Origin of the sequence: Bradyrhizobium barranii subsp. barranii, assembly GCF_017565645.3 — a bacterium.
GTDB classification, from domain to species: domain Bacteria; phylum Pseudomonadota; class Alphaproteobacteria; order Rhizobiales; family Xanthobacteraceae; genus Bradyrhizobium; species Bradyrhizobium barranii.
The window spans coordinates 10,196,379-10,209,589 of record NZ_CP086136.1 but is presented as its reverse complement, the minus strand read 5'-3'; the positions used below and the strand labels follow the sequence as shown (position 1 = coordinate 10,209,589).

Annotated in this window: 7 protein-coding genes and 1 pseudogene; 6 read left to right on the top strand and 2 right to left on the bottom strand. The window is 57.2% G+C overall.

Annotated elements, in window-relative coordinates:
• Positions 1-2: 2 nt before the first annotated feature.
• Entirely contained in the window at positions 3-2,585 is a 2,583-nt protein-coding gene (locus J4G43_RS49575) for a pentapeptide repeat-containing protein (protein ID WP_408581401.1), read from the bottom strand.
• Positions 2,563-3,471: an SIR2 family protein gene (locus J4G43_RS49570; protein WP_208083430.1), complete on the bottom strand. Its 909-nt coding sequence runs from the start codon at positions 3,469-3,471 to the stop codon at positions 2,563-2,565. Before J4G43_RS49570 ends, J4G43_RS49575 begins: the two co-directional genes overlap by 23 nt.
• 1,160 nt (positions 3,472-4,631) lie before the next feature.
• Between J4G43_RS49570 and J4G43_RS49565 the strand changes: the two genes are divergently transcribed.
• The 6 genes and pseudogenes from J4G43_RS49565 (at position 4,632) to J4G43_RS49540 (ending at position 12,495) form a co-directional block, all read left to right on the top strand.
• Positions 4,632-6,353 (top strand): S8 family peptidase, encoded by a 1,722-nt coding sequence (locus tag J4G43_RS49565; RefSeq protein WP_208083429.1) that lies wholly within the window; start codon positions 4,632-4,634, stop codon positions 6,351-6,353.
• A gap of 21 nt (positions 6,354-6,374) precedes the next feature.
• Positions 6,375-7,697 carry a hypothetical protein gene (locus J4G43_RS49560; protein WP_208083428.1) on the top strand — a complete coding sequence of 441 codons (1,323 nt, stop codon included), beginning with the start codon at positions 6,375-6,377 and terminating at the stop codon, positions 7,695-7,697.
• Positions 7,698-7,904: 207 nt separating this feature from the next.
• A protein-coding gene (locus J4G43_RS49555; protein WP_208083427.1) for an IS3 family transposase occupies positions 7,905-9,007 on the top strand; the annotation gives its coding sequence in 2 pieces (ribosomal slippage) (positions 7,905-8,166 and positions 8,166-9,007; 1,104 coding nt in all).
• 102 nt (positions 9,008-9,109) lie between these two features.
• Positions 9,110-9,268: pseudogene (locus J4G43_RS49550) on the top strand (transposase); the annotation flags it as partial.
• 469 nt (positions 9,269-9,737) lie between these two features.
• Entirely contained in the window at positions 9,738-9,998 is a 261-nt protein-coding gene (locus tag J4G43_RS49545; RefSeq protein ID WP_208083426.1) for a hypothetical protein, read from the top strand.
• Positions 9,982-12,495: an AAA family ATPase gene (locus J4G43_RS49540; RefSeq protein ID WP_208083425.1), complete on the top strand. Its 2,514-nt coding sequence runs from the start codon at positions 9,982-9,984 to the stop codon at positions 12,493-12,495. The genes J4G43_RS49545 and J4G43_RS49540 overlap by 17 nt, the downstream gene beginning before the upstream one ends.
• Positions 12,496-13,211 lie beyond the last annotated feature (716 nt).

Genomic DNA, 13,211 nt, shown 5'->3' with positions numbered 1-13,211 from the left:
AATCACCGCTTTCGTTGACTTTCCAATTCTGGGGGGAGTTTGCATCGCTCCGTGCGGCCGATATTGTTGGTAGGTGGATAATCCCATTCGAACAGGACCTGTTCGTAAGTCGGCGTAAAGACAAAGTCCTTGCTGGCACTTTTCTTCATATCCCCAGCACCTTTCTCGCCAAGATGCTGTAGCACGATAGCGTAGCGGTATCGCCACTCAGCAGCTACCGGCCACTCTCTACCCGATATAAGCCACTCGTACAGATCGCGCGCTGCTTTGTCGTTGCCTTTCCTCAGGAACATCTGCGCCTGATATTCCTCGATGGAGGCGCTTAGCTCCACATCTAAGGCTTTTCCCCCTGAGTCCTTTCCAAGAGTACGCGCTTGGTCAATGTAACTTTGCGCCTCCTCCAAGTCGCCGCCATTCACGAGAATGAACCACGCGAGGGTCACCACGAAGGCCGCACGGTCGACGGCAGTCGTACCGGTTCTGATGTTATGGCACCGCGTTGAATAATCCTTTTCGTACTGAACGGATCCTACATAACTTCGCAGTTCGAATTGGCGGTAAAAGTGCCAGCGCGCCGCCTCGTCCCAACCCTTCGAGAGCCACCAATTTGAGTTATTAAATTCTACAACCTTGTGCGGCGCTTCGCCTGTAGGGCTGATCACCTGAGTGAAATCGCTGTCATATAGATTAGAGGAAAGAAACTTGATGTCCTTCAGCGACGAGTTCGCGAAGTTCACCTTCGAAAGCGTTGAGTTATTGAACGTAGCCCCGCTTAGCTTCGTTTTGTCGAGCTTCGCTGAAATGAAATCGGATCCGTCTATAATCGAGGATTCAAGGTTTGCTCCAGTGAACATACTCTGATTGGCTTGGAAACCCTCAAGAATGGCCCCGTTCATTATCGCGTTTGTAAACTTGCTTCCATTGAAGCTGACATCTCTCAGCGATAGTTCAGCTAATCCCGCAAAAGCAAGATCGACCGGACGGCCCCGCCAGCTAATGTATTTTGCTATAGGCGAGTGCAGTGTGGCAGGCACTCGCGGCAGCAGGATCTCACTCGTCCCGATGTCCCAACCTAGGAACTGCAGCAGGAGAACACAGGTCAAAATCAATGGCAAAACCATGACATTGCGAAGAGACCTCCGACGCCGCAAGAAGCGGCGCAGCATTTCGGCAAGCGATTCACTGGCCAGCTCATAAAAGAAGGTACCGGGCCTGGCATCCCGCCGAACCAGAAAGCGTCGATCTACGAACGTGTCTAAATCGGATCGGTTCACGCCAAACTGACTTTCGGCGACCTCTTGGACTTGGGTATTGCGCCTGTTTGGCAGAATAAGTCCATTTTCGCAAAAACGGGCCATGGCGATGCGCGGCAAATTAAACAACAAGAGATTCGACAAGGAAGGCGTCCAGCCCTGTGGATTGTGACCCAGGCGTAAGGCAGGTAAAAGACGTAACGACTGAACGTAATAGCGATCGAGAAGGCGTCGCATGCCGGTCTCGCCGCGTAGATCCTCCGTCTTGATCAGACGTTGCCGCTTATAGAGGCGTGCCAGAAGCGATGCGCTATAGAGGAATGGTGTTCTGTTTCTGCGCAAAGCTTCGTGAAATATAGATTGACATAGGATCTGCAGTTCCGTCGGGTCGACTGGCCGGCTGATCTGAAGATTGGAGGTGAGGTCAGGTGTTACGCGCTCATTGCGGGCGCCGAGGAAATCGACAATTGATTTGATGGCACTTTTGCTAAACCGAACTGCATCTTCCTTCGAAATTCCAGAATTCCGTGCCTGGAGAGAGAAAAGGATCACGCTTTCTGCTTCTTCCTGTGTAAAAGGCTGAAGGCGGTAAGATGTTTTCAAAACGTTGGGAATGAACGTTTGCAGCTGCTGGACCTGCGGTAGGAAGGACTCCTGCACGCAAATGACCACACGCACCGGAATGTCGACGCTCCCGCGGGCCAGCTCAATCAGTTCGGCTTGGCGCTTGGACCCGGCTTCAACGGCCGCCAGCTGCCGATCTGCGGCTAAGATGTGCTCCGGGGGGACGCGATTCGATACGATGCAGCCGAGAAGCCTTAGAAATTCCCTAGCCTGCTCAACCTGCGATATCCCGAACAGCTCTTCGAAGTCGTCGAAGACCAGCACCATTCCCGACCCGTAATCGAGTTGTCGCAGAAAGGACCAGAGGTCAGGTGTTTTGAGAGGATCGGTGGGCGGCTTTGGAGCACATTTTCTAGTCCCGATCTGGCGGATCAACTCCTGTTGTAGTAAGCAATCAGTAACGCTAGAACCGGTGGAAACTCCCAGCCTGCTCCTCACAAGCCCAAAATCGATCGGAACTGGCTCGAGACGGCGGTCTTTTAACTTGGGAAAAACGCCGGCGTTCATCAAAGACGTTTTCCCGACGCCTGAGGGCCCGTATAGCACTACGAGGCGCGACCGCAGAAGTAGATCAAGGACGTCGGCGGCCTCCTGGTCGCGCTCGAAAAAGAACTTGCGATCGAGTTCATTATCTTCGAAGGGCCGCGGTCCGAGAAACGGGCCTTGAAGCACTGTAGACTTTCGTTCAGACGAGCCTAAAGCGATCATACAAGGCACTCGTGAATTCGACGGCAGTGCTGTCGATGATCTTGAGATTCTCTTTTGTGTCCCAATAGCGGGAGATGCTGTCCCACTCCCAATCCTTCTTCGGGCCAGAAGCAGTCGACGGTGCACGAGGCTTACGTTGCACGGCGAATGACTTGGTCGACGTTTTCGGAACATTCCACCTCAAGGATCGCATCATTGAGCGGATATTCCAGTCGCGTAATCCATAACCTATGAATAGGAAGGAATTGAACTCGGTGAAGAGCGTCTGGATCACGGGCGCGAGTACGGGCTCCCCCCGGGTAAGACGCGCAATGAACTCGATCACATCGTCCTCGGTGCACAGCATGCTCATAAGCCTATCCTCTTCCGCGGTGCCGTGCAGCTTGTAGACGATCGGTTTTCTTCGAGTGCCCCTCGGCAAGTCTTGCGCCTTGTCGTACCTCCAGTCGTAAAGGCCGACGATCGGCTCCTTGTCAGCAATTCGGAATGCTCGTTCCATCAAGTTATCAAAATTCGTAGTGAGGATATGAGTGAGCGGCATCTGTGCAAGCTTGTGGTGTACGATCCCAGGCGCTGCGTCGCTTATGGTTAAGCTCTTATAGATAAACCGCCGGAGACTATAGGCATCCATGACCGTCTCGTAATATTGACAGACGCGCAAGAAATCGCCCTTGTCTTCACCGGGATACTTGACCTCGTCAGCAATCCTGCGAGCAAGTTCGGGACCGCTAGGCAGGCTGTCCGCGCGGTCGCTCAGGGACGCGCCAGCTCCCAGGAACGGAATGCATCTCTCTTCCTTGATTGCCTGTACGATCAGCCGGAAGTCCGCCTCTAGATCGTCTCGTTCAGAGGCGTCGAGCGGAGGATCACCGCCCTTAACATCCACGTTGGCAAGCCTGTGCGGATTGCACGACTTGATTTGCGACTGAAAGGGCGCCGACCCCGAGTAGGAAAGAGAGCAACAGAATGGGAATGAAGCGCATCGATTCCTCCCAAAAAGCTCAAAGGTCCAACTTCAACTAGAATAGCTATGGTAACACAATTTTGAATGCAGTGGAAACACAAATTTATCGCAATTGGAACACAAAACTGGCTCTGTCTCACGGACTGCACTGCACTGCAGTAAAGTGTTATCGATCAGTACGGAACTGTGCTCTCCGCAAAAGGTGAAGGAGCGCCCTTAGCCAAGGCCATCCCTCACGCAGGCCACGGCCGCCGCCTGGATCCTCGGGCTATGGCTGCTTGTCGGATAGCCGCGCTCTAACCACGACCCGCACCAGTCGCGCGCAGCCGGACTAGAAGCCGCGACGATGGGCGGCGGTTGTTCCGAGCGACGCGCCCGCCGCGGGCTGGGCGTCGTCGGGTCCGGGCCTTAGCTGCCCGTCCAATATCACCTGGTCTAGGCGCCCGATCTATAAGCGCGTCGTTGTAACCGCATCGGTGCCTTCGACGCGTTCGGCCCTACGGATTTCGCACTCGGACATTTCGGACGCGACGATGTTGGGCAACCCGTCATCGGGGGTCATCAAGCGGCTGGAGGTGCAGCGGACTAGTGAAGGCAGGAACGCTGGGAGACACTGCTCCGAGCCGAGCTGGTCAAGCCGTCATTTCTAGTCGCCGCCGCACGCACGATCTCCGAATTTCGCGTCGCAGCTAATAAATTATAGTCGCTGGTCGGCGGCGACCGCCTTTTTCAACAGCCCGCTTGTCCCACGAACCCAAACAAGGCGCAGCACGTTGACTGTTCCATTCTCATGGCAAACTCATGTCAAACCAAAAAAGGTCAGCACCGTTGAGCTGGATGTCTCGCAAAGATTGGCGATCGCATGAAGCAGAAGGTTGAGCGTGGCCATCCGGAGCTGTGTTTCAAACTTGTTGAAAAGGGCCCATATCCGACGTCAGTTCAACTCACCGATTAAGCTCAACGACCTCGGAAGGGCTGCGGTGACGCGGTATCTCGCCGCACCTTGACCGGCTGGTATTCCGCACAACCGCAAATTGACAGCCTTGCCTCTCCGCGCCATCATTCGGGGCTAGAGGAGCATCATGGCTAAGAAAAGAAAGCCAAAACCTCGTAAGGGCACCGACTCGGCGGCGAGCCCGCCGTCCTCGGTGCCGCCGCCGTCCAATCTTCCTGAAAGTGATCCGCAGAAGGAGCCGTTCACGCCGCGAACGCTAGATCGCACGATCATCGCAATGCCTCTTCTGGAAAAGGTGCGCGATGCCAAGCCAGAGGACGAGTTCGACATCATTATTGACGTCAACCTCGAGTATTCAGGCGGCAGGTCCGCTGCCCGCTATACGCTCTGGGAGTGGATTGACGCGCTGCCCGGCGTGCTCCGTTCCCATCCGCAACCGGCCGGCCAGGCCTCCTCTCGCACCGAACAATCCGCGTCAGGCAAAGGAAAGCGGCAGGGAATTGATGGCACCAAGAGCAAGTATAGTCAGCAATATCTTTTTGGGCGGCTAAGCGCCGCCAACATCCAGACATTGGTCCGGCAAAGCGAAAGATCGCGAGAGGAAAAGCGGACTTCCGACGGCAAGCTAAGCAAGTCGCCGCTCTACAGGATTTGGCAGGACGACGAGGTTCGTCCCTTCACCAATCTCTCCATCAGCACCGTCAAGGCGGATGCGGCACGCAATGCCTTTGGCACCTCGGGAAAAGATATCGTGTGGGCAGTCCTGGATACCGGAATTGACGCTGAGCACCCGCATTTTGCGGAGCACGAAAATCTTAACTTAAGCGATCCGGTTGCCCACCGCGATTTCACCATGGGAAGCGCCAGCGACGCGGAACTAGCGGCTAGTGCGCGCCTGGACACGAAGGGACACGGAACCCACGTTGCCGGCATCATCGCCGGTGAGTTTCGAGCCGAGAAGGGGAAGAAAAAAATTGTCGCAACTGTTCAACGCCGGAACGAAACTGGTTCTGTCGTGCCCGACAGGGTGACGGACATCCCGGTGATGTCGGGCATGGCGCCGCAATGTAAACTACTCAGCCTGAAAGTGCTGGACGATAGCGGCAAGGGTCTCGCCAGCAACATGATCGCAGCGATCGAATATATCCAGGAGCTCAATGGGGGTGGCCGGCGTATCCGCGTCCATGGCGTCAATATGAGCGTCGGCTACGACTTCGAACCGAAATGGTTTGCCTGCGGTCAGAGTCCGCTCTGTGTGGAGGTCGATCGGCTCGTGCGTTCCGGCGTCATTGTCGTCGTTGCGGCCGGCAATACCGGCTACGGGTATAACCAGTCGCTGGCCCTCGGAGCGGTCCCCGCCGGACAGGACGTGACGATCAACGATCCCGGGAATGCGGAGCTGGCGATTACGGTCGGATCGACGCATCGCGAGATGCCCCACATCTACGGGGTGTCTTATTTCTCCTCGAAAGGACCGACCGGCGACGGCCGCCTAAAGCCCGACTTGGTGGCGCCAGGCGAGAAGATCATCTCGTGCCGGAGCGGCTACACGGGCTCTGCAAATCTTGCGTCGGGCAGCGCTGCACCGGCCGCGGAGGCCTCGCAACTCGCAGATCCCTCGCAAGCTGCTGACGTCACCGCTTACTACAAGGAAGACAGCGGCACCAGCATGGCTGCGCCCCATGTTTCCGGCATCATCGCGGCGTTTCTGTCGGTGCGACGCGAATTCATTGGCAAACCCGAAGCGGTGAAGGAAATTTTCATGTCCACTGCCACGGACCTGAAGCGAGCGGTCTACTTTCAGGGTAGGGGCCTGGTCGATCTCATGCGCGCGATCCAATCGGTCTAGAACTACGTTCGGAGATGAGCCATGGATATCATCGCGGGGATGCCATTCTTCAGGCTGGAGATCACTAAGGACGGTCAGGAGTTCAGCGCGTCTCAAAAGGCCGCGATCGAGAACTCCGTGCGCAATTCCGGGGCCGCCCAGCTTACGGATCTGTTCGTCATCAGCCATGGCTGGAATAACGACAGCGCCGAAGCGCAGGAGCTCTACGAAGAGCTGTTCGCGAACCTCGCCGCGCTGATGCCTGGCCACGCCGCCTTGAGAGACAGAAAGTTCGCCGTCGTCGGCATTTTCTGGCCCTCAAAAAAGTTTGCGGACAACGAATTGATACCGTCAGGAGGAGCAGCGAGCCTTGACGACGGTGCCCACTTGAGTTCGTTGGCGGTCAAGCGGAAGCTGGATTCGTTGAAGGGCACCTTCGACGTTCCCGATGAGGCGCTGCTCGAGCACGCCAAAATGCTGATTGATGGCATCGAAAGCGAGGTCACCAAGCAGGAAGAGTTCGTGAACATCATCCGTTCACTGGTGCCAAACGCGCCAACCGACGCTGCGGATGATGCGTCCGACCAGCTCTTCGCCCAAGAACCCCGCCAACTACTTGCTGCCCTGTCGAAACCATCGTTCCCGGCGCCAGCGCGAGGTGGAGGTGGCATAGCCCTCGGTATAGACGAACAAGCTGGTGGCGTGGCGTCATTCGAAGATTTTTTCACCGGCATCAAAGCGGCGGCGTGGCGGCTGCTGAACTACGCCACTTATTATCAGATGAAGGAACGCGCCGGCGTAGTCAGCAAGGTGGTCAACGGCGTGCTTGGGTCCGTTCGCAATTTGCGGCCCGATCTGCGTATCCATCTGATCGGACATAGTTTCGGCGCGCGGGTCGTCACCGCGGCGGTGGACGGCCCGACGACAATCCGGCCGTCGAGCCTATCGCTGCTGCAAGGCGCTTTTTCTCATAACGGATTCAGCGAAAGGTTCGATGGTGGAAAGGACGGCTACTTCCGTAAGGTTGTCGGCCAATCGAAAGTGGCAGGGCCGATCCTGGCGACCCATACAGTCAACGACAAAGCTGTCGGGATCGCCTACGCGATAGCTTCACGACTGTCATTCGACAACGCAAATGCGCTAGGCGACGAAAACGACATCTATGGCGGAATCGGCCGAAACGGCGCGGTCAAGATGAAGTCCGTCGAGTTGGTCAAGGGAACCCTGCTTCCCGCTTCCGGTGTCTACCGATTCGTGCCCAGGAAGGTGCATAACCTGCGGGCCGATGCGTTCATCGGCAACCATAGCGACGTAAAGGGCCCCCAAGTCGCCCATGCGATCCTGTCTGCAGTGGGGATCACTTAGATTCACGTGATCGGCACTCGCCTTATCGGTTGACTGATTGCGGCGATTGAACAACAGCGCCCAAGTCGCGTTCAGCCCGCATTCAACCGTACTTCAACGTAAGGCCGTATGTCCGCCTCTTCCGGTTGATCTGAGGCCGGCAAACTGGACCATTTTTGGCTAGAGTTTTCGCTGCCGAATCCCCTCGGCTGGGAGGAGCGGACGACGATGAAAGCCTCAAAATTTTCGGACGCCCAGAAGGCGTTCATCCTGAAGCAGGGCAGCGACGGGGCTGCGGTGGCGGAGATCTGCCGTAAGGCCGGGATCAGCCAGGCGACCTACTTCAATTGGAAGAAGAAGTATGACGGGCTGCTGCCGACCGAGATGCGGCGGTTGAAGCAGCTCGAGGAGGAGAACGGCAAGCTGAAGAAGTTGGTCGCCGATCTTTCGCTCGACAAGGAGATGCTGCAGGACGTGATCCGCCGAAAGCTATGAAGCCTGGCCGGAAGCGCAAGCTGGTCGACGCGGTCCGCAGCGAATGGCAGGTCTCGATCCGTAAGGCCTGTGACGCTCTCGAATTTGACCGCTCGACCTACCACTACAAGTCCCGTCGCTCCGGCCAGGCTGCCCTCGAACAGAAGATCAGGGAGATCTGCCATGTTCGTATCCGCTACGGTTATCGTCGTGTTCACGTTCTGCTCCGCCGTGATGGCTGGCGCCATGGCCAGAACAAGACACGGCGCATCTATCGCGAATTGGGCTTGCAATTGCGCAACAAAACGCCCAAGCGCCGGGTCAAGGCCAAGCTGCGCGACGACCGCAGGCCGGCGACACGATCGAACGAGACCTGGGCGACGGATTTTGTCCACGATCAGTTGGCGACGGGACATAAGCTGCGCGTGCTCACGATCGTCGATATTTTCTCCCGCTTCTCACCGGTGCTGCAGCCACGGTTCACCTTCCGCGGCAGCGACGTCGTGGCGATACTGGAAAGGGCCTGCAAGGAAGTGGGATTCCCGGCAACGATCCGCGTCGATCAAGGCAGCGAGTTCGTGTCGCGCGATCTGGACCTGTGGGCCTACCAGCGCGGTGTCACGCTGGACTTCTCCAGGCCCGGTAAGCCGACCGACAACGCGTTTATCGAGGCCTTCAACGGCCGCTTCCGGGCCGAATGCCTCAACGCCCACTGGTTCCTATCCCTTGCGGATGCCGAGGAAAAAGTGGAGACTTGGCGCAGATATTATAATGAAGAACGGCCCCATGGGTCGATCGGCAATCAACCGCCGATTTTGCTGCAAAACCACGTCGGCGTAACCAGCCCGCCAACGTGACCGAGGCGCAAAACTCTAGTTCCGGGTGGTCCAAAGTTCGGTCTCGCTGCACTTCAGGCCGGACTCTAACTCCTTCTGGAGGAAATACTCAGGGGCAGGTCAGCCACAGCCGAGTTCGCGACGCTGCGTCTTCGTCTCTTGAAAATCGCTGCCCGTGTGGTCGAGACCACGAGCCGCATTCGCCTTGCGTTTGCTGCGGCCTGTCCGGAAGCCGACCTGATCCGCTGCTTGCCAGGCGCGCTGCTGCCGCTCGGTCCTTGACCCTTGACCGGAGGGGCGTGCGCCCCCGTTCGTCCAACCTATACCTCAAGCGCGTTGCAAAGTACCGGTCGTCAGGCGGTGAAAAGCCGAACGCAATCCTGTGCGCCTCGTCAGAGCAGATGTGCGGCCGCATCAATCGGGCCCAAAAGCCGCACTCTCACGAATAGGACGGGCTAGACGCAGCGGATGGACGCTCCAGCAGGAGGAGCACCGTTGTGGGGACCTTCGGAAGGCCTGACGGACAGCGTGATGCTGACATGCGCCCGAACAGTGCGGATCTACCTTGGACTTCTTTTTGTCCACACCTCGCTTATGGCGGGGTTTTTGTTGCGCTGCCTGGCAAAGTTCCAGAACTGAGCGTACGAGCGCTCATTAACCTGTGGATGAATGAGCGCACCATCGCCCGCGTGCTGCTCCCGCTCCTTTTCCCGCTCCGGTTGTTCCTGCTAAGCTGCAAGAGCTTCCGGACATGTCTGGCAGTGCGGACCAATCCTTCAAATATTTAGGAATTATGTCTGAAAACATTCTTGACGATCAAGCCGGGTCAGAAAACGGGCCCGCGCAGTCCAACGTAGAACGTCTGCGCACTCATCTAAAACCAGATGGACTGGCGCGGGCCCTGCTTGATGTCTGGGCGACAGGCGATCAACAGGGCGCGAAGGCCCGGCTGCGGCAGGTTGTCGACGAGCGCTTTACAATTAAGAAATCTGGCAATGACGCAGCGGATTAGAAGAATTGAAATTCAAGGCTTTCGGGGATTCGGCACCAGTCCTCAGTCAATCACGTTGCCCGATACCGTGGCCGCGATATGGGGTGGCAACAGCCAAGGCAAAACGAGCCTTGCCGAAGCCATAGAGTTCCTTCTGACAGGCCACATCGCGCGACGCGACCTCCTTGCCAGCGCAAAGGACGAATTTTCACAAGCGCTCCGCAACGCGCACATACCGCCGAGCGTACCTCTCTACGTCGGAGCGGAGTTCACGTGTGCGGATGGCAAAATCCGGAAGCTCCGGCGCACATTGGCGAGTGACTATGATGGCAACGCGGCATGTACCAGCAGGCTTGAGATTGATGGAAAGCCCTGTACGGAAGCCGACATCGAGGATCAGATAGGCATCCGGCTTCAGCACCCGCCGCTGCGGGCGCCAGTACTTGCACAACATACGCTCGGCTACGTCTTTACGGCATCGCCAACGGACCGCGCTGCTTATTTCCGGGCCGTCCTCGATACGCAAGATCTGGAGGACTTCCGTTCGGCAGTCGCCTGCCTTTCCGCCGAACTTGATCCGCCAGATATGACCGTGATCGCCGAGCTCGATACCCTCGGCAATATTGGGGGTCTTGCGAACGACGTAAGGGCGTTGCAGGGCGCACCAACACTGATCGAACTTGAACGGTCGCTTGCAGCGTCAGTCGAAACATTACTTACCTCGATAGGGGTTGCTGCGGCGCCTTCTCGAGTTGAACGCATCAACCAGCTTGCGGAGGCTTTGGAGAACCGTCGCAAGCTCGAGTTCCCACTTGACCTGTTCACGCGCAAGCCGTTTCCAGCGATCGATCGTCTTGATGGGCAGCTCGCTGAGAAAATCGAAGCCTTTCAAAAAGAGCGCGATGCTGTCACAGAGGAAACGCGTCGCCTCGTGGCTCTCTTTGAAAGCGCGTTGGCAGTCCCGGCCGTTCACGATTGCAAGGCTCCAATGGATTGTCCACTGTGCGGCTCGCCCGTAAGCCTGACGCCAGAACGAGTCACTCACATTCGGAAGCAGGTTGAAGCAAACCAGAACTATCAGGACGCTGAACGCACGTTGTCCACGGGGCTCACCTTCATGGACACGAAGGTACAAGTCCTTATTCGAGGGGCGGAACAGGCTAAACCGAAATTCATGCAGATAACTGGCGCGGAGCGTCGGCAGCAGGGCTTTCGCGTCGACCGCATCACAGCGCTAGCAGCAAATCCGATCGGGACGAAAGCGTGGCTGCTCGCCTCAGGCAAGCTCTGGCGGGAGACCCAGAAGTTTCTGCGCGCCTGCGAAGTCATTCGCGAGTGCATCAAAGCGGCTCTCGCCGATCTTGGCGGTTGGAAAAACACGAATTCGCTTGTGGACAGGCTTAGTCGTTTTGAACAGATGCATGCGGATCTTGATGCCGTTCACGCAGAGTACGCAGCCGCTGCTCAACCGCTCGCGCAAGCAATAAAACCGGCGGTTGATCAAAGTGCTCAAACGAGAGGCTGGGAAGAGCTACTGATCGTTGCGGCCGATCCCGCACGGTTGTTCAAAGCCCTACAGCTCTTTCGATTGCATGCGGAAAAAGTTGCGGCCATTGGGCGGGCGGTAAAAGAAATCGACGTCGCGAACGGAAAAGTCGCGGATGAGAAATTCGGCGATCTGAGCGATGACGTTTTGGATTGGTGGGAGAGGCTCCGCCCTGGCGAGTCGACATTCTTCAGTTCGGTGCGTAGGCGGAGCGCTAAAGCCCGTCGTACCATCGATCTCAAGGTCGCGTTGTCCGCGAATGATGACCGCAGCAACCCGCAGATCCGGGACGCGGTAGCGGTGTTCAGCCAGTCGCAACTGCACTGCTTAGGTCTTTCGTTGTTCTTGGCCCGTGCGATCGATAGCGGGGCGGGATTCGTCCTGCTGGACGATCCGGTCCTCACGAGCGACGACGACTTCCGGCCAAATTTCGCTTCAAGTGTGATTGAGGCACTGTTGGATGCCGGCATTCAGGTCATCGTACTTACCCAGGATTACTCGACGTGGAAGGATATCGGTCACCGGTGGCGTCATCGCGGCGCGGCTCAGTTCCAATTGGTGCGCGACAATGCGGTCGCCGGGACGGAAGTACGAAGCCAGGATGATGATTTGGCAACCATGCTGGTACAGGCGAAGCCGTTCATCCTTTCTCACGACGGCGACCAGCGGAAGGAGGGCGCAACCAGATTGCGCCGAACAATCGAGCGTTTCTGCAAGGAGCTTCTCGTGAAGTCGCGGCATGCCAACGGCGACAATACTGCGATGATCACTGATTATGACGGAAAGAACTATGGAGATTTCAGCGCTCAAGCGCTTGCGCTGCTCACGCGGAATCCTGCGCACAAAGGCAAGCTGACGGCGGCGTACAACTATGTGACGCCGGGCCCACATGACGACACGCCTCCGTCAAGCAGCCAACTCAAAGTGGCGTTGGGAGATTTGAAAGGGCTCAAGAAAGATTATTTGGGGTAGGAGGTTTGACTCCTTGCTTTCCGTACACGCCATGCAGCTCGAACGATCCACGAAAAAGCTGGGCGCGTCCGAAGTTCGTGCGCTTCGGATGGCCGGAGTGCCTATTTTTGCTCGCGTGGCGCAGCTCTTGGTTTCGTCGTCTATTTATTTGGTTCGCCTAGTCTTGGTCACGCCTCCTAACACCGCGCGCGTATCCCTTTGAGGTTGCGGCATAGACATCACTGAGCTCGGCCTCCAAGAGGCCGTTTGCGACGATCAAGGTCCGGACGGCCGCACGGACGTCGCCATCGCATGCTGCGATCACCTGATCGGTCGCCACATCCAGAGGATCGAGCTCCGGCGTCGGCAATCGGCGGACGTGTGCAATTCCGTGTTTGGGACGGGGGCACGCGCGGTGAGATAGCTCACTTCTTCGGCCGTGATTGCGCACTCCCAAGGGTTTTCAAGCAGGCCGACGCGGGAAAGCCAGAGCTCCCGGTTTTGGAGAAGCCAGATGAAGCGGGAGAGGCTGAGGTAGCGCCAAACCTTCTGATCGGGTTCATGAATATTGCCCAATGGTTGAAGGACTCGCTAATATCACCTGACGTGCGAATCTGACAGAGGCGAGCATGGACCTCTTCAAGGTTGTACGTGGACGACAGCGCGGTAGGCGAGGACCCCGTGTTGGTATTGGCCGGCTGGGCCGCGCCCGCCGAAGGTATCCGTATCCTTCATGG

Coding starts and splice junctions, on each gene's coding strand:
- J4G43_RS49565 (WP_208083429.1), top strand. CDS start 4,632: ATGGCTAAGAAAAGAAAGCCAAAACCTCGTAAGGGCACCGACTCGGCG.
- J4G43_RS49560 (WP_208083428.1), top strand. CDS start 6,375: ATGGATATCATCGCGGGGATGCCATTCTTCAGGCTGGAGATCACTAAG.
- J4G43_RS49575 (WP_408581401.1), bottom strand. CDS start 2,585: ATGATCGCTTTAGGCTCGTCTGAACGAAAGTCTACAGTGCTTCAAGGC.
- J4G43_RS49545 (WP_208083426.1), top strand. CDS start 9,738: ATGTCTGGCAGTGCGGACCAATCCTTCAAATATTTAGGAATTATGTCT.
- J4G43_RS49540 (WP_208083425.1), top strand. CDS start 9,982: ATGACGCAGCGGATTAGAAGAATTGAAATTCAAGGCTTTCGGGGATTC.